We start from the raw sequence: 20263 nt of genomic DNA, 5'->3' as shown, positions 1-20263 counted from the left end.
AAACTTTATTGACATGAGCGATTTTAGAAACAGACCAAAAGATAACTTTATTCACGAAGCAACGTGGGAGCAGTTGTATGTGCTTACAGAGCATTGGAAATCTGATATTGAATTTTATAAACAAGATTTAAAATTTTTACATCATTTGATCGATAAATATTTCTTATACCTCACAAAAAAGGAAAATATTGATGTCATACTTGAAGTTGAAGTAAGCTTATTAGAGGTGGAAAAGCAATGCAGCATATTATTGCAAAGAATAGATAAACACTTACATCATTTAAGTGCGTTGGTAGAAGATCCTTTTACATACGTTTCAGATAAGTTTAGAGAAGAGCACGAGCAATTAGAAGACGATTTATCTCAGTTTTTAAAAGATTTTAGAAAAAACCGAAAAGAAGTTTTTTCAATAACAGAACATATGATGGGAGGAGAAGAATTAATAAAACAGCTTAATGTTTTACATAAATAAAGTATTTAATTTTTAACCATAAATAAAATTTTATGAAAGACCTACAAAAAGTATTAACAGACATAACACAGCTTACTATTGATATTGAAACCAATTACCCTGAGCTTTATCGTTCTTTAGATGAAAACCCTTTGACATTGCCAATAAGCAAACATCCACATATGGATAAAAAAGTATTGACGGACTATTTAGCAAGTTTAAAACAACTTTTAGACCGTTATGTGCAAGAAGAAAAAATTAATAAACAATAGGTTTTAATAATCAAATTATGGGAGAGATTGCGACATCAAATAGACAAATAACACTATACTATAATTCTAAATCAGCAAGAGCAAAACAAACGTTAGCTTATGCTTTAGCGGATGGGTTTAAGGTTGAAGAAATTGATATCTTAAAAACAAAATTGACGGGCACACAAATTGTAGAACTAGCCAAGCGGTTACATATTACAGTAGCAGATCTTATTAATCAAGATAGTCCAGCATATCAAGCTAGTTTTGAGCCCCATAACTTATCAACGGATGATTGGATAAAAATGATACAACACAATCCACAAATAATGAAACAGCCAATAGCGTTACGTGGTAATAAAACAATTTTGGTAGAGACACCAACAGATATTATTAAAATATAAGTTATGTATTAGTCTTACTGACCTAGGTCATTTCAAGCACGTAAGTAAAACACAATCTTTGTGATATAATTTAAATAATTAATTATCATGGAAAAAGAAATTATATACAACTCAAACATGCACTTTGAGCACGAGCAATGGAAAGGTGAATTAGCATTTTGGAAGCAAGAGTTATTGTTTTTTAATAATAAATTAAGCGAACTAGTAACGCGATGGACTAATAAAGATGTGTTGGCACAATTAGAGCATTATCAAAACCAATTTATACTTCATGGTGGTGTTATTGAAGACCTACAAGAAACTATAGAAAAACACGAAACACGTATCGCAGCACAAAGCATAGAAGGCGAAGATGCAATAGATGTTCGTCTAGCAGAACAGCATGTTGCATTTAGAGATAAAATGGAAACACAACGTGAGATTTATGCAGATCTTAAAAAAGAATTTTTCAGGTTTCTAGAAAAGTACATGTAATATTAAATGCAAATACAGGAAGAGATAAATCAGCTCGTAGGATCTTATATTCTAGGAGTATTGATAAGTTTAGGGATTGGTCTTATACTTGGTCTAGAACGGGAGTATGATAAACTCAAAGAAGACAATGGTATAGCAGGTATAAGAACATTTCCTATAGTGACTATTCTTGGATTTACACTAGGTAATCTTACTACAATTTATACCGTATGGCTCTTAATTATAAGTTTAGGAGCCTTTATTTTGTTTTTAGCATTCAATCAATATGCTCAAAATAAAGAACTCCGTAGTCAAGATTTAACAACTAATTTAGCCTTAATAACAACCTTTGTATTAGGGATAATGGTTTCGGCGGAATATTATAGAGATGCAGTCGCAACAGCAGTTATCATAGTTACATTACTATCATTAAAAACAAGGTTTCGCACAGTCATTCAAAACATTACTTCAATAGAGCTTTTTGCATTTATAAAATTCGCAATAATAGCTTTGTTAATACTTCCTTTTCTACCAAACAAAACGTACGGACCAGATAATTTATTAAACCCTTACGAGATTGGTTCGATAATAGTCATTGTGTCTTTCTTAAATTTTATCGGTTATTTTCTGGTTAAGTTTATTGGCTCAAAAAGAGGAATCATACTAACAGCCATACTTGGTGGACTTATTTCTAGCACAGCGGTAGCTTGGAATTACGCATCCAGTAGTAAGGCCTCTCCAGAACTCTCCAAAAAATATAGTGCAGGAATCATTGTAGCTTCAGCGATTATGTTTCCCAGATTAGCCTTTTTGGCCTATATTTTTAATAGCGCCATACTGGTTAATTTAATACTCCCATTTGGACTATTAACACTGGTTTGTATTGTAGCAACCTTATTATTAATGCGCAAGGACGACCCTAAACCAGATACCAATATAAAATTAGGTAATCCATTAAACATGTTAAATGCAATTGGATTTGGTGCCGTGTATGTCATTATCCTTTTTGCTGTTTATTATAGCAATCAATTTTTTGGAGAAAGTGGTCTATATTATTCGGCCTTAATTGCGGGACTAGCAGATACAGATGCCATTACAATAAGTATGTCCAAATTTGCTTTAGATCAAGACAAACTAACGCTAGCATCTTCCGTAATCATTGCTGCAACCATCAGTAATATGTTAGTCAAATTAGGTATAACCCTATTTAAAGGCTCCAAAACTACAGGTAAACTTGTTGGTTATGCGTTTGGAACCGTCATTTTAGTTGGTATTATTTACATTCTTATTATTAGAAGTTAATTATATTTTAATAATTAAAAGTTGGGCGTGACCATAAAGGTCAGGCTTTTCGCTGCAATTCCTCGCACCTCCTGCGTCGGGCTGTGGGATTTCCACTGCAATCCTTCACGCAAATTCACCCTTTTTAATAGCTTTTTTTTTGCATCAAGTTGACCTAGGTCAGTGCAAGTGGTCTTTTAGAAAAGTAATTTTATGCTATAAGTTTTGATAGCCATTTTATTGGGATTCTGTCAAATAAAGCACAATACAATGAAAAAAGTAAACACACAACAAGCAAAAGAGATTGGAGATAGTCTAGGTATCCAATGGAAGGATATTCAATTAGATGAATTTACAAAAGGAATAAATGTCGAGTTTGAACATGGAACAAGATATCCAGAAACCAATGTTACTAATAACGATAAAGCCTTAACAGGAAAAATAGCTTGGGCGCATTTAAAAGAGTTTCCTGATTACTATACCCGTTTAGAAAAAATGGAAAATGAAGCAGAAGCATATTGGAGTAAAAAGGAATAAACTGATTTAAGTCAGTTTACTCAGACTGACTCAGGTCAGTGCGTTAATCAACATAACATTCTAATTTTGAAGTATTAATAAATAGGATGAGTAAGAGGTTCTATTTGACACTTAACCAAATAAGCTTCTTAATTTAACAAGACAATATAGACTTATTATGAACACAAATAACAAAGACAAAAAAGCATATTTTATAGGGGGCGGAATTGGATCTTTATCTGGAGCAGCATTTTTAATTCGTGATGGTGGCTTCGCAGGTAACAATATCACGGTCTACGAAAGTTTACCAGTATTAGGAGGTAGTTTAGATGCCGGAGGTAATCCCGAAGACGGCTACACCTTGCGTGGCTCTCGTATGTTTACATTAAATATTTACGAGTGCACGTGGGAGTTGTTTAAATCCATTCCATCACTTTCAGATCCTAACACATCTGTAACCGAAGAGACCATAGCCTTTAATAACAAAGTAAAATCACATTCTAAAGCGCGTCTAATAGATAAAAACCGCGCAATTGTAGACTCATCTAAATTGGGGTTTTCAATGTCGGACCGCACAGAGCTTCTTAAATTAAGTGAAGCAAGCGAAGAAAAATTAGGTAATAGTGCGATTTACGATTGGTTTTCGCCTTCGTTTTTCGAAACTAATTTCTGGTTTATGTGGCGCACAAGTTTTGCGTTTTCACCTTGGCATAGTGCGGTAGAGTTTAAGCGATATTTACACCGTTTTATGCAAGAGTTTCCTAATGTAGAAACAATGACAGGTGTTAAACGTACCGTTTATAATCAGTACGACTCTATGATTTTACCATTAAAAGTTTGGTTAAAATCTCATGGTGTTAATTTCAAAACAGGAAGTACAGTTACAGATATAGACACAACGTATGCTTTGGATCCAAAAACAGAAACCGAAAAAGTAGTTGTAAAAAAACTAATGTATGATACGGCAGGTCATTCTGAAACTGTAATAATTAATGAGGACGATTTAGTTTTCTATCAAAATGGATCAATGACAGATGCTTCTAGTTATGGGTCGATGACAAGAGCTCCAAAACATTTCACAAAAAAAGACAGTCAAGGTTGGGTGTTATGGGAGAAATTAGCAAGTAGATATCCTGGATTTGGTAGACCAGAAGTGTTTAATACCAATATCGCAGAATCATTTTGGGAATCGTTTACTGTCACTTTAAAAGACACGGCGTTTTTTGATCAAATGGAACAATTTTCTGGTAACAAAGCTGGAACAGGAAGTCAAGTAACTCTTAAGGATTCTAATTGGTTTATGAGTTTTTCATTAAATGAACAGCCTCATTATAAAGACCAACCAGATCATGTGCAAGTCTTTTTTACCTATGGATTACATCCAGACCGCGTGGGTAACTTTGTAGGTAAGCCCATGACAGAATGTTCTGGAGAAGACATTCTGAGAGAGCTTTGTGGACACTTAAAATTTGATTACGATATTGTATTTGCAAATGCAATCTGTATTCCATGCAGGATGCCATACATCACTAGTATGTTTATGCCACGCTTAAAAACAGATAGACCACTTCCTGTACCTAAAAACTCTAAAAATTTAGCTTTTATCAGCCAGTTTGTAGAGATTCCTGATGATGTTGTTTTTACGGTAGAGTATTCGGTTAGAGCAGCACAAATGGCAGTATATCAATTGCTAGATATCGATCTTGAAATTCCGCCAATCACAAAATTTGATAAAACACTTAAAGTGGAACTTCAAACAGTTGCTAAAGCATTCCACTAAACAAATATTAATTTTAAAACCTATAAAAATGGCAAATATTATTGTTGTTCCGTTTAAGGAAGAAAGTAAAGCTATTGAAGCTTTACATAGAATTAAAGAATTGGATGCCTATGGAGATATCACGCTGTATGAGCATATGATGATTCGTAAAAAAGATAACAAGCAATTCGAGATCTTAAAAAATCAAACCGATGGAGAAGGTTGGAGGTTGTTTACCGGTATGGCTCTAGGTGGGCTTGCAGGTGCTTTAGTAGGGCCTTTAGGATTTGTCGTTGGATTATATACCGGAACTGCAGTAGGTGCAGTTTGGGATGCTAGTCGGTATGACTTTGAAGCGGAGTTTCTTAAAAAGGTAAGTAAAAAAATGGCTGTCGGTACTATTGCAATTGTTGCAGAAGTAGCAGAAGATAGCTCAGTGTTTATAGACCAAGCACTCAATGGACTATCCTCAGAAATTATTAGAAGCGAAGCTGGTATAGAGTTCGATGATTATGTAGATGAGCAAGTTGAAAATTTTGAAGATAGTATTGAAGACGAACGTCAAAAACTTAGAAAAGCAACAGCACATGAAAAAGACACGATTAAAGCTAAGATTGCCGATTTAAAGGCAAAACGAAAAGCGCATATCGTAGCGTTGGAAGCTAAAAGAAAAGCAACACTGAATAAGATTAAAAGTGACACTAAATCTAGAATTCACAAACTAGAAACACGCTTGGATGGTTTTGAACAATCTGTGAGCGATGCATACGCTCAGGCTAGAAAAAATAGACTCAGTAAAAAAATCAAAAAGGAAGAAGAAAAGTTATACCAATTGCATAGTGCATTAGGTGAGGATATTGTGGATTAATAACCAATAAAAAACTTAGTAATTAACTTAAATAATTTAGATATGAAAGCAAAAATTTTAGCCTTAGCTGTAATCGTTTTTATGGCAGGAAGTACATTAATTGGTTGCGGGCAAGCCTCTAAACAAGATGCTAAATCTGTTAAAGAGGATGCAAAAGTACTTGGTAACGATCTTAAAAAAGGAGCAGTAGATACCAGTAAGGAGATTAAAATGACTGTAAATGAGAATTGGAAAAAGTTTGAAAACAGATCTCAGTCTGCTATTACAGCAACAGATGCTCAAATTAAAACATTGAGAACTAAAATGGAGTCGGCAGGTAAAGCAGAAAAAGAAAAGCTAACGATAGCTTTAAATCAGTTAGAACAAAAAAACGAAGCACTTAAAAATAAATTAGCCGAAAGGGGTAAAGAATTTAAAGATGGTGTCATTTCTTTTAATGAAACGACCATGGCTAATGAACAGGAATTTGAACGCGAATTTACGCATGATATGGACGAGATTGGGGCTGCTTTAAAAGACCTTTTTAAAGATAATGTTGATTAATAAATTTAAATTATAACATTATGGCAACTACAATTTTAAGTTCTACACAATCCACAGTAAAAAATTGGTGGATAACGCTTTTAATAGGTGTTCTATACATTATCGCCGGGGTTTGGGTTTTTCAAACACCAGTAGCGAGTTATGTCTCTTTAAGTATAATTTTTAGTGTATTCATTTTTATATCAGGAGGCTCACAAATTGTGTTCTCTATTTCTAATAGACAGGAGATAAGTAGTTGGGGTTGGTATTTGGCAGGTGGTATTCTGGATCTTATTATAGGGCTACTATTAATAACGCATCCATTAATGACTATGGCAATTCTGCCTTTTTATATTGGTTTCTGGTTATTGTTTCAGGGGTTTATGGCTATTGGATTATCATTTCAGATTAAAACATTTGGAATCCTATCTTGGGGTTGGTTATTGTTTTTGGGATGTCTAATAATACTCTTTTCTTTTCTGCTATTAGCTAATCCAATAATTGCAGGGTTAAGTATTGTATACATGACCGCTCTGGCATTTATTTCTGCAGGTATTTTTAGAATCGCTTTAGCATTCAATTTAAAAAATCAAAATCACAATTAAAACATTGTAAAGCATTGCTGTAACTGTAAATGCGTGGTAGTTTTAGTATTTGTTAATAGGTCCGAATAGTATAACTAATTTGAAGACGACGACTAACAGTTACTGCTTTGCTTTTCAATTATTATAAATAAAGTTATGAGTAAAACAAAAAATAAAAATCCAGAAGATGCTAAAGTTTATCTTATTGGAAGCGGAATAGCATCTCTGGCAAGTGCAGTTTATCTAGTAAAAGATGCGGGTGTACAAGGTAAGAATATTCATATTTTAGAAAAAGATAATATCTTAGGAGGTGCTCTAGATGGTGCAGGAGATAAAGAAGAAGGTTTTGTTGTAAGAGGCGGTAGAATGCACGAAGCGCATTATACATGCTATTGGGATTTGTTATCTAATATTCCGTCTTATGAAGATCCCAATGTTTCTATTAAAGACGAATCGTTTGAATTTAATAAACGGTTTGTATCTAATGGGCAAGCAAGACTTTTAAAAGAAGGTAAAATTATGGATGTATCTTCTTATGGATTATCTATAAAACAACAAGCGGAATTTTTAAAGTTGATATTCGCTTCAGAGAAATCGTTAGGAAATAAAAGAATCGAAGATTGGTTTGAACAAGCCTTTTTTGAAACTAATTTTTGGTATATCTGGTCTACGATGTTTGCTTTTCAAAAATGGAGTAGTGTTGTAGAGATGAGACGTTACATGAAACGCTTTATTCATTTAATTGATGGTTTAAAAAAGTTAGGAGGAGTCATGCGCACCAAGTACAATCAATACCATTCTGTAGTTATTCCTTTAAAAAATTATTTAAAAGATTATGGTGTAAATTTTGATGTGGGTCACGAAGTTGTTGATATTGATTTCAATTTGTCTTCAGATAAAAAAACAGCAACCGTTATTCACTTAAAAGATAAAAATGAAATTGTTTTGGAAGCAAACGATTACGTCTTTATCACCAACGGTTCTATAACAGAAAGTACCGATAATGGTGCCTGGGAAAGACCTGCAAAACTAAAAGGAATTGAAGCATCTGGGTCTTGGAAATTATGGAAAACACTAGCAAAAAAAGATAAGGCTTTTGGTAATCCTGATCCCTTTTGTGATAACATCGATTTACAAAAATGGTACTCTTTTACAGCAACATTAAAGGATAGTACGTTCCATGATTATATGGAGAATTTTTCAGGAAATGTTGATGGTACGGGTGGTTTGGTAACTATGACAGATTCTAATTGGTTAATGTCTATTGTCATTGCGCGTCAACCTCATTTTCCAAACCAACCGGAAGATGTTAAAATCTTTTGGGGGTATGGCTTATATCCAGACCGAAAAGGAAACTACGTTAATAAGACAATGGCAGAATGTACTGGTAGAGAAATATTAGAAGAATTGTGGTACCATTTAAAAGTACAAGATATAATGAGTCCAATTGTAAAAGCAGGAAAGGTAAATTGTATCCCAACAGCAATGCCTTATATTGATAGTTTATTTATGCCAAGAAAAATTGGAGATAGACCAAAAGTCTTACCAAAAGGTGCTACTAACTTTGCTTTTTTAGGACAATTTGCTGAGGTGCCAAAAGATGTTGTGTTTACTGTAGAATATTCTGTGAGAACAGCACAAACTGCTGTTTTTGGTTTGTTTGAAACCGATAAAAAAGTACTGCCAGTTTATGACTCTATACACAGTCCAAAAGCATTATTAACTGCTGTAAAATCTATTAGCGGTTAACGGATAGTAACACTAAGAGGTGATAATTTTATTGGCGATTATTAAAATATTTTTTTTAAATGAAATTACAAAGCAGTGTTGTAACTGTCATCGGACATAAGTTTTTTTGGATTAGTTTATTCTTTGGTATCGTTTGGGCAAATGCACTCATAGGTACTACAGATCTTAAAAATTGGCTTATAGAAAATACGTTAACAGTTTTCGCGCTGCTTTTTTTAGTCTTTACATACACTAAGTATCGTTTTAGTAATACTAGTTATGTTTTAATTTGTGTTTTTCTATGCCTGCACGTCTATGGTTCTAAATATACTTATGCCCAAAACTTGTTTGGTTATTGGTTACAAGAACTATTTCATACTTCAAGAAATAATTATGACAGAATAGTACATTTTAGTTTTGGAGCATTACTCTATTATCCTTTGAAGGAATGTCTTTCTAATAGACTTAAAACATCAAAAAACTTAGCCTTAAGCTTACCTATTTTAATTATTTTATCGGCAAGTGCATTGTATGAGATTTTAGAATGGCTAGTTGCAGATGTTTTTTTTGTGGAACAAGGATTATCATATCTGGGAACGCAAGGCGATATCTGGGATTCTCAAAAAGATATGGGACTTGCCTTTTTAGGGGTTGTATTGGTGGCGGTCTGTTTTTATTTATATTCAATATTGAAAAATAGAAAAAAAAGACAAAACTGACCTAAGTCATTACCAGTGTTTAAGACATCCAATACCTTTACTTAATAATCAATTAAATTCTACAAAGATGAAAACACCAAACATAGGCATTTCAGCAGAAAACAGACAAGTTATAGCAGATCAACTATCTAAAATATTAGCAGATGAATTTGTATTGTATTCTAAAACTTTAAATTTTCATTGGAATGTTGAAGGACCAGATTTTCATTCTGTACACCTGTACCTTGAAACATTATATGAGGCACAACAGGAGGTTGTCGATACGGTAGCAGAAAAAATAAGAATGCTTGGTCATTATGTACCTGCAACATTAGAAAAGTACTCACAATTAACGCATCTTACTGAAAAAGTAAAAGGTAAAAATGATAGCCAAAGTATCTTCGCAGAATTGTTAGAAGATCATGAAAGTATTATTGTTTTTATTAGAGAAGAAATAAAACCTATTGCAGACAAATGGCAAGCCGATGGGATTAGTGATTACATTACAGGGCTTATGGAGCAGCACGAAAAAACAGCTTGGATGTTAAGATCGCATTTAAAATAAGTTAGTCAATTATTAGTTAAAGTGACCAATTTAAACCCAAATAGCTACACGGCTGTTTGGGTTTTTTTATGGGCAAACGTTTTTAAGGCATAAAATGATTTGTATTGTTAAATTTTTAAAAATAAAATCAAGACTGATACAGGTCAGTGTCAAAGGGTTATGGTCTTGGTATCTTTAAAGTATATTAATTGTTTAATTTAAATCATAGAAATTATGAGAACAGATTTAAGTATTAAAGAAGACATCTTAGACGAATTAGAATGGCAACCAAGTATTGACGAAACTCAAATTGGAGTTGTTGTAAAAGATGGTATTGTGACACTAACAGGAACGGTGGATAGCTATGTTAAAAAGCGTGAAGCAGAAAAGGCAGCTAAAAGCGTTGTAGGTGTTAAGGCTGTAGCCGAAGAGATTGAAGTAAAGTATAATACTACGTTTCAGAAATCAGATTCAGAAATTGCTGCTGCTGCAGTAAATGCATTAAAATGGAATATTTCTGTCCCTTCTAACAAAATTGAGGTTAAAGTTGAAGATGGCTGGGTGTATTTAGGAGGTGATGTCATGTGGGATTTTGAAAAAAACGCAGCTAAAAAAGCGGTTGAAAACTTGCAAAGTGTAAAATATGTAGTAAATAATATTGCATTAAAAAACGCAGTAAGAGCAGAAGACATAAAAGACAAAATTAAAAAAGCATTCGAGCGCTCTGCAGATATTGATGCTAAAGATATTACAGTAAAAGCGGAAGGTCACAACATTAAATTGACAGGTACAGTACATTCATTAAAAGAAAAAGATGATGCTAGACGAACCGCTTTTTACGCACCGGGAGTTTGGAGTGTCGATAATGAGTTAGTAGTAGAGTATTGATTTTTTTAAGTTTATAAGACAGAATAAATTTGCTGCCTTATAGAGAATCACCCTAACACATTGTATTGTGCTAGGGTGATTTTTTTTTAAGACTGACTTAGGTCATTATGTAATATAACTTAGTGCCGTAAATTTATACAGACTTAGGCATTATAGTATTTAATAGGGATAAATATGAAAACAGATTTTGAAATTAAAAAAGACGTTTTAGAGGAATTAGCATGGCTACCAAATATAGATAATACTCAAATAGGCGTTACTGTAGATGATGGCGTTGTTACACTTACTGGAGAGGTTAATGTGTTGCCGAAAAAAATAGCAATAGAAGATGCAGTTAAGTCTCTCTGTGGTGTCAAAGCTTTAGCAGAGGCAATTACAGTAAAGTATGGCAGTACAGATAAGCAATCTGATATAGAGATAGCAAAAGCAGCCATAAATACGTTAGAGTGGAATGCGTCTGTCCCTTCAGAAAATATTATTGTTGAGGTGGAAGACGGGAGGATTTATTTAACGGGAGAATTAGAATGGCCTTATCAAAAAAGTTTTGCAAAAAGAACTATCGAACATTTATATGGTGTAAAAGAAGTTGTTAATAATATCCATCTAAAGCCAAAACCAACACCGGGTAATGTCGAGCATCTAATTCAAAAAGCATTTACACGATCTGCAAATATTGATGCTAAAAATATTAAAGTAGCGGTCAATGATCATGAGTTAACATTAAGCGGGACAGTGCATTCTATTAAGGAAAAAGAAGATGCAGAAATTGCAGCGTATAATGCACCAGGTATAAATAATGTGATCAATCTATTAAAAGTAGACTATTACCCAATGTATTTATAAAAACAAATAAAAATTATTAAAATGAATTATAAAAATGTAACTGTAGCAGGAAGTGGTGTTTTGGGGTATCAAATAGCTTTTCAAACCGCCTTTCATGGGTTTAATGTCACTGTTTATGATATTAATGATGCTGTTTTGGAAAAAGCAAAAGCAAAATTTGATACCATGTGTGACGTGTTTAAAAGGGATTTAAATGCAACACAAGAGCAACTAGATGTAACACGTCAAAACTTAAGTTACACGTCCGATTTGGCAGAAGCGGTGAAAGCTGCAGATTTACTAATTGAAGCCGTACCAGAAAACCCAAAAATTAAAATAGAGTTTTACCATAAGTTAGCTAAGGTTGCACCAAAAAAAACGGTGTTTGTAACAAACTCTTCCACACTGTTACCCAGTCAATTTGCTGAGGCAACAGGACGTCCAACACAATTTTTAGCGTTGCATTTCGCGAATAATATTTGGGTTCATAACACTGCAGAAATTATGGGTCATGCCACTACAGATCCTGAAAATTTTAAAGATGTCGTAGCGTTTGCTAAAGCTATTGGGATGTTGGCTTTACCATTGCATAAGGAACAACCAGGATATATCCTTAATTCTTTACTTGTACCATTATTAACAGCAGCCACTAACTTATTAGTAAATGAGGTGGCGGATGTACAGACTATAGATAAAACATGGATTAAAGCAACGGGAGCACCTGTTGGACCTTTTGGTATCTTAGATGTTGTAGGGATTACTACTGCTTATAATATTAATAAAATAGCAGTAGAAAAAACAAATGATCCTTTAAAAATCAAAACCGTAAAATACTTAAAAGAGCATTTTATAGATAAAAATAAATTAGGAGTTGCCACAGGAGAAGGATTTTATAAGTATCCAAACCCAGCGTTTATGGAACCTGATTTTTTAAAATAGGAGTTTATTTAGCTAAGAAAAAATACGTGCAGTGCAAAACGAATTAAAAGTAACCGCTATTAATAATAACGATACCAGTTTATCAATGTTATAGGTGTCTGCATGAGCGATCCTTTATGCAAGTTAATATTTTAATTAACGTTATATTTCTTGGTTCTTGAAAGGGCTTTGTCCATATAAAATGGGAGGTGTGGGCGGTGTGCGATTAATTATATAACAGGATAATCTATTGTCGGTAAAATAAAAATAACACAAATATTATCAATTTATGATGGTTCTGATTAATGACTAATTAATCTATAAATCACTTTGTAAAGCTTTTTAATTAATTACTGTACATCATTAAGAAATTCTTTTAATATATCTACTTGAAAGCTACCAACAAGCGGTAAACTTTTATCGGCATTCATTATTACCAATCCATACCCCAAATGCGATAATTTACAATCTTGAACAATTTGTTCATTTAACCCACTATATACAGGCATAAAATGCTTGTTTGTCTCAATATTAGACGTTTTTGCAATTCTTATGGCTGCTGCTACTGCTTCTGAGATTTGGTCTGGAGATAATCCTTTTTTTAAAAGATCACTGGCTAAATGCGTCATATGTAAACTATGGTATAAATCCAGAAAATTATTAATTACATCAGCGTTATTGTATGTTGTAGTATATAGTGATAATTCCATAGTTATGGTGTTTAAGTGTTTTATGTTTAAAAATAACTACTGAAGATAATGTGTTTAAAAGACGACACTAATGTCCTCAGTAGTTGTGAAAATTATAAGCTTTTTGAGTAGTCAAAAACTACTTTTTTAAAGGTTTTGAAATCTTTATTAAAAGTGGTTATTCTCGATAAAAGATGGGCGTGCTTTTCTCTGTAATCATTATCAGATATTCCTTTTTCTGCTAGCTCTATTTTAGATAATAATTGTTCATGTACTTTCACGCTTTCTTCTAAATCATCAAACAAATCATCATGCACTTTATTTAAGTTTTTTAACATGTTTTCATAGTCTGAGTTGCTTTTTTCAGAAGCTTCTTTACGCTTTAATAAGTCATTAAAAAATCTAATTTCGTCTTTCCAAAAGGCAATAGTATTTAGCCATTCTCTACTTTCAAAGTGTAAAACATCTAGTCCTGCACCAAGTAAATAGTCTGTTTTTGGGTTTGAAGTTGCTGTATTCATAATAATATATTTTAAATTAGTATTCTATTTAGTAGTATATCTGTTTAATAAACTAAGTTGTAACGCTTTTTTTGCATCTTTTAAAAGGTGTTCTACATCTTTAATAGTGTTGTTTCTAATTTGTGCAATTTCTTCTAGACTTAGTTCTTGAGTAGTAAATAATTCAAAAACATTGCGCATTGCAGAAGGTAGGTTGTGTAACACCATGGAAATGTGTTTTTTTATATCTTCTTCACTTAAATCTTTATCAATTTTTTCAATCCATTTTTTTTTCTTTATTCTCAATAAATACGTGGTTTAAAGTATAGTCATTATGGTTGTAAGAGCGGTCTTCAAATTCTTCAATTAACTTTAAATGACCATCTCCATCTGCATCAGAACTATATTTTTCTTGCATAGCATCCCATTCTGGTTTAGAATAATCATCAATATTTTTAAAGAAAAAATCATCAAATTCTTCTGTTATACTAAGGTCTTCTAACAAAGCATTTGTTTTTTTATATATCCATTGATAAAAGTGTTCTTCTTTTTTCACCTCTTCTATATGGTCATAAATTTCAATAAATAGTTGATCTATAATATCGTCTGCTTTGTACTTGTTTTTTGAAAAATGGCCTTTTTTAATAGCGATGTTTAATTGTGTATTGACATACTGTCTAATTTGTGGCATCATTTGTAATACTAAGGCATTAAAAGAGGTTTGATTACCTTCTTTTTTTAGTTTAATTAAATCAGTAAACGATTTAGTAACTAATACACGGAACGCTTTTTTATTTTGGTAATAAGAAACATTTGTTTGCATGATATAGGTCTTAATAATTTATTTGTAAAGATGGATGCTTAACGTTTGGTATAAAATGACTTGGGTCAGTTAGTTAGGAAAAAAAGTAATTTTTTTGTATCATTTTTTATTATTAATTAATTGTTTCTTCTAATTGCTTTAAATCGTTTTCAAATCCTCTAAAAATCACTAAATATTCTCCTTGATGTAATGCTTTTAAATAAGTAAACGCTGGCTTTTTATCAATACCTAAACCTCTTAAAATACCATAAGGCCCTGTTAGCATAGTACCAATTTTTTTAAGTTCTATTTCTTGTAAAAAAAGAGATACAAGAAACCCTGTAATAAAAATTGTTCCAATGTCAGGGTTAGAAAGAATGCCAAAATCTATGGCGTTTTTAAATAAAGCTTTACATTTTTTTTCCATGTCCTCTTCTAAAGCAATTAGGGGGTTTGCATCATCCAAATGGTCTTCGTCAAACTTACCAATAATAGAAATTTGTAGGTTGCTATTATCCGTTGTTTTAATGGCTTTTATTGCTTGTTCTATTTGCTGAAATTTTGAGTATGATTTTAATAAAACGTGCTTTTGCTTTGTTTTGTTAATTTTCGATTTCATAGTAATTTCATATTATAGTTCTAATGTAATGTGCTTTATACAATAGAGTAATGACCTATGTCATTCTGATATTTTTAGTGTAGTGACTTAGGTCATTTTAAATAAGTGATAGTTGCTTTAATTTAGTGGTATAGAAATTAATTTATTAATCTTTTAAACACGAAATTATGTCAAGTACTAAGGAAAACACATTATTAGCTTTACTGGCTGGAGCTGCATTAGGTGCAGGGATAGGGGTGTTATATGCTCCAGATAAAGGGACGAAAACTAGAAAAAAAATTAAGCAAAAAGCAGAAGATACAAGACACGATATTTCTGAACGTGTATCTCACGCTAAAGCGGATTTGACAAGATCTGTAAATGAGAAAAAAGAAGAAATGAAAGAGAAGTTAGATGAAACTATTTCTCATATGAATGGTAAGGCAGAAGATATTATTTCTAGCTTAGAACGTAAGTTAGAGGAGCTAAAAAAAATGGAGCCGCAAAAATAATAATTATGGCTTTTGAAAAATTTAAAGAAAACGTTTTAGACACAGAAGTTAATATTCATGCTTATATAAAAAGTAATGAAGACTATTTTAAGCTTAAAATTTTTAAAGTATTACTGTTAGGGGTTACTTATATAACTAAAGTAATTGTTATTGGAGCTTTAGCGTGTATAATGTTACTAATCTTATCTTTTGCTGTAGCATTTAGGTTAGCACAAATTTTGGATGATACGTTTTATGGTTTTTTAATTGTAGGCTTGTTTTATTTACTAGTTATAATGGTTGTTTATTTATTAAGAGATAAATTTAATGGGCCATTATTAAGAAGATTTTCTAACTATTATTTTACAAAAGATGATGCCAAATAGCTACAACTCCTTTGAAGACATAGATAATCAGTTAAAAATTATAAGTCTTCAAAAACAGATTTATAAACAGCAGATAAAACTTAATTTAAAAAGCACCAAATCTAGTTTTAGTGCTACCAGTATTAAAAGTGAGGTTAAAAACACGTTGCAAGTCAAGTTGCTAGAATATATTACTACTAATTTGATTAAAAAATTTAGATAAAAAAAGGAGTTTTACTAAATAATTATAGTAAAACTCCTTTGTCTTTAATAACTGTTATCCAAATTCTGCAATTTGTTTTAGACTGACTTTGTTTAATAAAATAAGTTTTCTATTAGACTCTACCTCGATTAAGCCTTCGTGTTTAAATTCGGTTAACATGCGTATAGCAGTTTCTGTAGCAGTGCCAATTAAACCTGCAAAATCTTCTCTAGGGATGCTAATACCTTCATGACTGTTGTCTTTAATTAATCCTTTTTGATCCAATTCTAACAATGCTTTAGCTGTTCTTTGTCTAACGGTGGAGTAAGCCATGTCTACTAAATGCTCTTGCATGTCTATTAAATTATTTGAGATAAGATCTATAAATTTATTAGAGACCTCTTTATTACTGTAAAGTAGTTTAGTAAAGTCTGCTTTTGGAATGCCACAAATCTCAGCATCTTCCAATACACTTGCGGTTTCTATGTATAAGCCTTTATCCCCTAATAATGATAATTGACCTATAAAATCTCCTGGCCCATAAAACCCCGTTACAAATTCTTTTCCAGACTCTGTTGTTCTGTAGGTTTTAACGTTTCCTGTTTGTATAAAATATAATTGATGCGCAGCGTTACCTTCTGTAAAGATGCAATCTTTAGTCTTGTACTTTTTAAGTTTGCGATCTTGAGAGAGTTCTTCTAATTTTAAATACTCTGAGGCATCGTTAATAAAAGCGCTAAGACCTTCCATGTTTTTGGCGAATTCTTTCTTTAAAAAGGTGCTTTTTTTTATGCGACAAGTTATAGCATCTAAAAGTTCGTCTTCTTCAAAAGGTTTGGTTAAATAATCATCTACACCAATATTCATCCCTTTTCTTACGTCTGTTTTTTCAGATTTAGCAGACAGAAAAATAAAAGGAATACTTGCTGTTTTATGGTTTTTTCTTAAGCTTTCAAAAACACCGTAACCGTCTAAAACAGGCATCATAATATCGCAAATAATGATGTCAGGGTTATGCTCTATGGCCATATCAACACCTATTTTACCGTTTTCTGCTGTAATGACCGTGTAGTTTTCTATTTCAAGAATATCTGCTGTATTTTCTCTTACGTCTTGATTGTCTTCAATTAATAGTATTTTATTCATTTTGTTTTTGGTTTAAAGGAAATTCAATGTAAAAGATAGAGCCTTCATTTATTTTACTTTTAAAGTTAATAGTACCATCCATTAATTCGGTATATTGTTTTACAATATTTAAGCCTAACCCTGTACCTTGTATGTTTGAAGCATTATTAGCACGATAAAAACGTTGAAACATATTGTTTTGATCTTCGGTTGGAATACCGATACCTTTATCCTTGATTTCTATGCAGACCAACTGGTTTTTAATCGTTATGTTTATATTTATGTCTTGATGTTCTTCAGAATATTTTATAGCATTAGAGACTAAATTGTAAATGATGTGCTTTAATAATTTAACATCTAAAAACACCTTAATAGAGGTGAGTTTACATTGTAAATTAATAGTTTGACCTACTTTTTTTAGGTCTTCAAATTCCTCAATTAACGTTTCTGTAAAAGCAATTAAATTGAACGCTTCTGGATGTGCAATTACTTTTCCTTCTTGTAATTTGCCTAGAGAAAGGAAATCGTTTAGTATCACGACCAGGTTTTTTACATTAGATCTAATTTTAGAGACATATTTAATTCTCTTGTCCTCTTTTCCTGGCTCGTTTTGTTTTTCAATTAATATAGCTGAAGACAAAATGGCACTTAAAGGCGTCCTAAATTCATGTGAAGCCATAGATATAAAACGCGATTTTAATTCACTTAATTCTCGTTCCTTAGTTAACGTCTTTAAAATATCTAGTTCTATTTGCTTTTGCTGTGTGATGTTATTATTTACTAATAATATCTGTTCAATTTGATTCTCGTTATTTAGTAATGGAGTCGTGTTAACTAGGTAAGATCTATCCTGAATATTTATTTCAAAAGAACAATGCTCTCCTTTAAAAGTTTTTTTTATTTCTTTTATTAAGATGTCTCTAGTAACTTCCGTAATTCCGATGCCATCATATATTGTAGCATTTGTATGTGCTAGAGAGGTAAAACCTAATGCTTCTATTTCTTCACCGTCAATAAAAATAATTTTTAAATCAATGTCAACGACCACTACAAATCCTTTTGGAAAGTTTTTAGTAATGTTTGCAAGGACCTGTTTACTATTAAGAGCTATGTTTTCAGCTTCCTCGGTGATTAATATTTGGTCTTCAAGACTAAGGTTTGCTGCCACTAGTTTTTGCACAACAGAAGTTAGTTCTTTAGTGCGTTCTGTTACCTTAGTTTCTAACGCTATGGTATAGTTTCTTAGTTTTTCTTCGCTTTCTTTTAATTTTTCTTCTGCTAATTTCTGTTTTGTAATACTGTTGGTTACACCTATGACCCGTTCTGGTGTGCCATTAGAGTTTTTAAAAACCTTTCCTTTTTCGTGAAGCCAATGGACAGATAAATCCGGATGCGTTATTCTGTACTGTATAGTGTAATTACTGGTGTTTTTTATAGCTTTAGTTATTGTTGCTTGCACTTTATCCCTGTCTTCAGGATATATATTACTTAAAAAATCTTGATAAGTAGTCGTGTACTCTTCGGTGTTCATGCCAAATAAAGCATTTTGGTAAGTGTCTCTTACGATCTTGTCAGATAATAAATCCCAATGCCAAGAGCCAAACTCGCCGGCTTCTAATGTTAATCGTAGTCTTTGTTCGTTTTCTAGAATTTTTTTTTCTGCATTATCACTTTCGGTAATATCGCGGATAATGCATAAAAAATTATTGGTTTCTGTTTTAACTATTCGTGATTCAAAATGTATCAACTTCCCCATGATGTTAAGTGAGTATTCTACGATTTGATTTTTTTTAGTTTTTTCGCAATCAGCAAACCCTTGTCTTATTTTTTTACAGACTTTTTTTGGTAGAATCTTATCGATATTATGACCTATGTAATCGTGATAAGGCGCTACAAGTTGATAATTTTCTGGTGAATGAACTTCTAGGTGATTGCCATGCTTGTCATAAAGAATCATGACATCAGGTAATGCTTCAAGTATGGCCTGCGTTTTGTCTTTACTGTTTTTTAGTTTTAATTCATTTTCTTTATGTCTGGTAATATCTTGAATGGTACCATATAGTTCTTTTGGTTTTCCAATGGTATCATATAATACTTTTCCTTTTGTTAAAAGATGTCTTATTGTGCCATTTGGTCTTATAATTCTGTGTTTGTGTTTATATGGGGTTTTATTTTTTATAGCATTATTTATTGCTTGAATTGTCGATGATCTATCTTCTGGATGAATAAAATGTCTTACGGATTCTGAATTTAGTTTTTTGTCACCAGGAATAAGACCAAGGATTCTATAAAACTCGTCTGACCAACTTCTCTCATTAGTTTGGATATTCCAACTCCAATTGCCAACGTGCGCAAGACGTTGCGCTTCCGTCATTCGACTTTCACTAGTTAGTAGGGCTTGTTTTGCAGCGATGCGCTCTGTTATATCTATTATAAAAGCAATGACAATTTGTTGGTTTTCAATATTGGCGGGGCTTAAACTAATTTCTAAAGGAAACTCCGAGCCATCTTTTTTTAGGCCCCATAAATCTAAATTTTGTCCCATACGCCGTGATGTAGGGGTTTTAGAAAATTGAATGCGATGCGATTTATGATTGCTTTTAAATTTATTGGGAATAAGAATTTCTAACCTTTTTTGAATTAACTCGTCTTTGTTATAACCAAACATGAGTTGACTAGCAGGATTTGCTTTAACAATTACTCCAGCATCATCAATAACCAAAATACCTTCGACTGAAGATTGGAAAATGCTTTTAAAAAGAATGTTGTCTTTTAATTGACTACTCATTTTTATGGCTCTAAAT

At 32.3% G+C, this 20263-nt stretch carries 26 protein-coding genes; 19 read left to right on the top strand and 7 right to left on the bottom strand.

Annotation, left to right across the window (positions count from 1 at the left end; genetic code table 11):
- The first annotated feature begins 13 nt into the window (after nucleotides 1-13).
- The 16 genes from BMZ09_RS03795 to BMZ09_RS03720 all read left to right on the top strand — a co-directional run bounded on the left by BMZ09_RS03795 (nucleotide 14) and on the right by BMZ09_RS03720 (nucleotide 12708).
- The gene (locus BMZ09_RS03795; RefSeq protein WP_090837651.1) at nucleotides 14-472 is read left to right on the top strand and encodes a hypothetical protein; all 459 of its coding nucleotides are present in this window, start codon (nucleotides 14-16) and stop codon (nucleotides 470-472) included.
- Nucleotides 473-504: 32 nt separating this feature from the next.
- On the top strand, nucleotides 505-723 hold the full coding sequence (locus BMZ09_RS03790; protein ID WP_090837650.1) for a hypothetical protein: 219 nt from the start codon (nucleotides 505-507) through the stop codon (nucleotides 721-723).
- Nucleotides 724-740: 17 nt separating this feature from the next.
- Nucleotides 741-1106 (top strand): arsenate reductase family protein, encoded by a 366-nt coding sequence (locus BMZ09_RS03785; RefSeq protein WP_090837648.1) that lies wholly within the window; start codon nucleotides 741-743, stop codon nucleotides 1104-1106.
- A gap of 87 nt (nucleotides 1107-1193) precedes the next feature.
- Complete coding sequence (locus BMZ09_RS03780; protein WP_090837646.1) at nucleotides 1194-1580, top strand: hypothetical protein; 387 nt, start codon at nucleotides 1194-1196, stop codon at nucleotides 1578-1580.
- 6 nt (nucleotides 1581-1586) lie between these two features.
- A complete protein-coding gene (locus BMZ09_RS03775) occupies nucleotides 1587-2861 on the top strand; it encodes an MgtC/SapB family protein (RefSeq protein ID WP_090837645.1) in 1275 nt (424 codons plus the stop codon).
- A 249-nt stretch (nucleotides 2862-3110) separates the two neighbouring features.
- Complete coding sequence (locus BMZ09_RS03770) at nucleotides 3111-3377, top strand: DUF5661 family protein (RefSeq protein ID WP_090837643.1); 267 nt, start codon at nucleotides 3111-3113, stop codon at nucleotides 3375-3377.
- A gap of 157 nt (nucleotides 3378-3534) precedes the next feature.
- Nucleotides 3535-5136 (top strand): oleate hydratase, encoded by a 1602-nt coding sequence (locus tag BMZ09_RS03765; protein WP_090837641.1) that lies wholly within the window; start codon nucleotides 3535-3537, stop codon nucleotides 5134-5136.
- Nucleotides 5137-5164: 28 nt separating this feature from the next.
- On the top strand, nucleotides 5165-5983 hold the full coding sequence (locus tag BMZ09_RS03760; protein WP_143067783.1) for a DUF1269 domain-containing protein: 819 nt from the start codon (nucleotides 5165-5167) through the stop codon (nucleotides 5981-5983).
- A gap of 42 nt (nucleotides 5984-6025) precedes the next feature.
- On the top strand, nucleotides 6026-6526 hold the full coding sequence (locus tag BMZ09_RS03755; RefSeq protein ID WP_090837637.1) for a hypothetical protein: 501 nt from the start codon (nucleotides 6026-6028) through the stop codon (nucleotides 6524-6526).
- A 20-nt stretch (nucleotides 6527-6546) separates the two neighbouring features.
- Nucleotides 6547-7110 carry an HdeD family acid-resistance protein gene (locus tag BMZ09_RS03750; protein WP_090837635.1) on the top strand — a complete coding sequence of 188 codons (564 nt, stop codon included), beginning with the start codon at nucleotides 6547-6549 and terminating at the stop codon, nucleotides 7108-7110.
- A gap of 135 nt (nucleotides 7111-7245) precedes the next feature.
- Entirely contained in the window at nucleotides 7246-8838 is a 1593-nt protein-coding gene (locus tag BMZ09_RS03745) for an oleate hydratase (RefSeq protein WP_090837633.1), read from the top strand.
- A gap of 59 nt (nucleotides 8839-8897) precedes the next feature.
- Complete coding sequence (locus BMZ09_RS03740) at nucleotides 8898-9536, top strand: DUF2238 domain-containing protein (RefSeq protein WP_090837631.1); 639 nt, start codon at nucleotides 8898-8900, stop codon at nucleotides 9534-9536.
- A gap of 67 nt (nucleotides 9537-9603) precedes the next feature.
- On the top strand, nucleotides 9604-10080 hold the full coding sequence (locus tag BMZ09_RS03735) for a Dps family protein (RefSeq protein WP_090837629.1): 477 nt from the start codon (nucleotides 9604-9606) through the stop codon (nucleotides 10078-10080).
- Between the two features lie 213 nt (nucleotides 10081-10293).
- A complete protein-coding gene (locus tag BMZ09_RS03730) occupies nucleotides 10294-10947 on the top strand; it encodes a BON domain-containing protein (protein WP_090837628.1) in 654 nt (217 codons plus the stop codon).
- 174 nt (nucleotides 10948-11121) lie between these two features.
- On the top strand, nucleotides 11122-11790 hold the full coding sequence (locus BMZ09_RS03725; RefSeq protein ID WP_090837626.1) for a BON domain-containing protein: 669 nt from the start codon (nucleotides 11122-11124) through the stop codon (nucleotides 11788-11790).
- A 21-nt stretch (nucleotides 11791-11811) separates the two neighbouring features.
- Entirely contained in the window at nucleotides 11812-12708 is an 897-nt protein-coding gene (locus tag BMZ09_RS03720; RefSeq protein ID WP_090837624.1) for a 3-hydroxyacyl-CoA dehydrogenase, read from the top strand.
- Nucleotides 12709-13037: 329 nt separating this feature from the next.
- On the opposite strand, the gene BMZ09_RS03715 is transcribed toward BMZ09_RS03720, so the two are convergent.
- The 5 genes from BMZ09_RS03715 to BMZ09_RS03695 form a co-directional block, all read right to left on the bottom strand.
- Nucleotides 13038-13397, bottom strand: coding sequence for a hypothetical protein (locus tag BMZ09_RS03715; RefSeq protein ID WP_090837623.1), 360 nt, complete (start codon nucleotides 13395-13397; stop codon nucleotides 13038-13040).
- Nucleotides 13398-13489: 92 nt separating this feature from the next.
- The gene (locus tag BMZ09_RS03710) at nucleotides 13490-13897 is read right to left on the bottom strand and encodes a hypothetical protein (protein ID WP_090837621.1); all 408 of its coding nucleotides are present in this window, start codon (nucleotides 13895-13897) and stop codon (nucleotides 13490-13492) included.
- Nucleotides 13898-13921: 24 nt separating this feature from the next.
- On the bottom strand, nucleotides 13922-14182 hold the full coding sequence (locus BMZ09_RS03705; protein WP_090837620.1) for an RNA polymerase sigma factor: 261 nt from the start codon (nucleotides 14180-14182) through the stop codon (nucleotides 13922-13924).
- A complete protein-coding gene (locus BMZ09_RS03700) occupies nucleotides 14154-14699 on the bottom strand; it encodes an RNA polymerase sigma factor (RefSeq protein ID WP_090837618.1) in 546 nt (181 codons plus the stop codon). Before BMZ09_RS03700 ends, BMZ09_RS03705 begins: the two co-directional genes overlap by 29 nt.
- A gap of 112 nt (nucleotides 14700-14811) precedes the next feature.
- Nucleotides 14812-15297, bottom strand: a complete 486-nt coding sequence (locus BMZ09_RS03695) for a hypothetical protein (RefSeq protein ID WP_090837617.1) — start codon at nucleotides 15295-15297, stop codon at nucleotides 14812-14814.
- A 167-nt stretch (nucleotides 15298-15464) separates the two neighbouring features.
- Between BMZ09_RS03695 and BMZ09_RS03690 the strand changes: the two genes are divergently transcribed.
- From BMZ09_RS03690 to BMZ09_RS16400, 3 genes are read left to right on the top strand one after another with little or no spacing between them, the layout of a single operon-like run.
- On the top strand, nucleotides 15465-15788 hold the full coding sequence (locus tag BMZ09_RS03690; protein WP_090837615.1) for a YtxH domain-containing protein: 324 nt from the start codon (nucleotides 15465-15467) through the stop codon (nucleotides 15786-15788).
- Between the two features lie 5 nt (nucleotides 15789-15793).
- Nucleotides 15794-16153 (top strand): hypothetical protein, encoded by a 360-nt coding sequence (locus BMZ09_RS03685; RefSeq protein ID WP_090837613.1) that lies wholly within the window; start codon nucleotides 15794-15796, stop codon nucleotides 16151-16153.
- Complete coding sequence (locus tag BMZ09_RS16400; protein ID WP_090837611.1) at nucleotides 16140-16355, top strand: DUF6327 family protein; 216 nt, start codon at nucleotides 16140-16142, stop codon at nucleotides 16353-16355. The genes BMZ09_RS03685 and BMZ09_RS16400 overlap by 14 nt, the downstream gene beginning before the upstream one ends.
- A 54-nt stretch (nucleotides 16356-16409) precedes the next feature.
- Here BMZ09_RS16400 and BMZ09_RS03675 read toward each other — a convergent pair whose 3' ends face one another.
- Together BMZ09_RS03675 and BMZ09_RS03670 are read right to left on the bottom strand one after the other, a co-directional pair.
- Nucleotides 16410-17480 carry a response regulator gene (locus BMZ09_RS03675; protein WP_090837610.1) on the bottom strand — a complete coding sequence of 357 codons (1071 nt, stop codon included), beginning with the start codon at nucleotides 17478-17480 and terminating at the stop codon, nucleotides 16410-16412.
- Entirely contained in the window at nucleotides 17473-20247 is a 2775-nt protein-coding gene (locus tag BMZ09_RS03670; protein ID WP_090837608.1) for a PAS domain S-box protein, read from the bottom strand. The genes BMZ09_RS03675 and BMZ09_RS03670 overlap by 8 nt, the downstream gene beginning before the upstream one ends.
- Nucleotides 20248-20263 lie beyond the last annotated feature (16 nt).

The sequence above is a fragment of the Olleya namhaensis genome, assembly GCF_900114005.1.
Classification (GTDB): Bacteria; Bacteroidota; Bacteroidia; order Flavobacteriales; family Flavobacteriaceae; genus Olleya; species Olleya namhaensis.
Note: the sequence above shows the minus strand (reverse complement) of the source record. Positions and strands in the feature narration are given on the sequence as shown.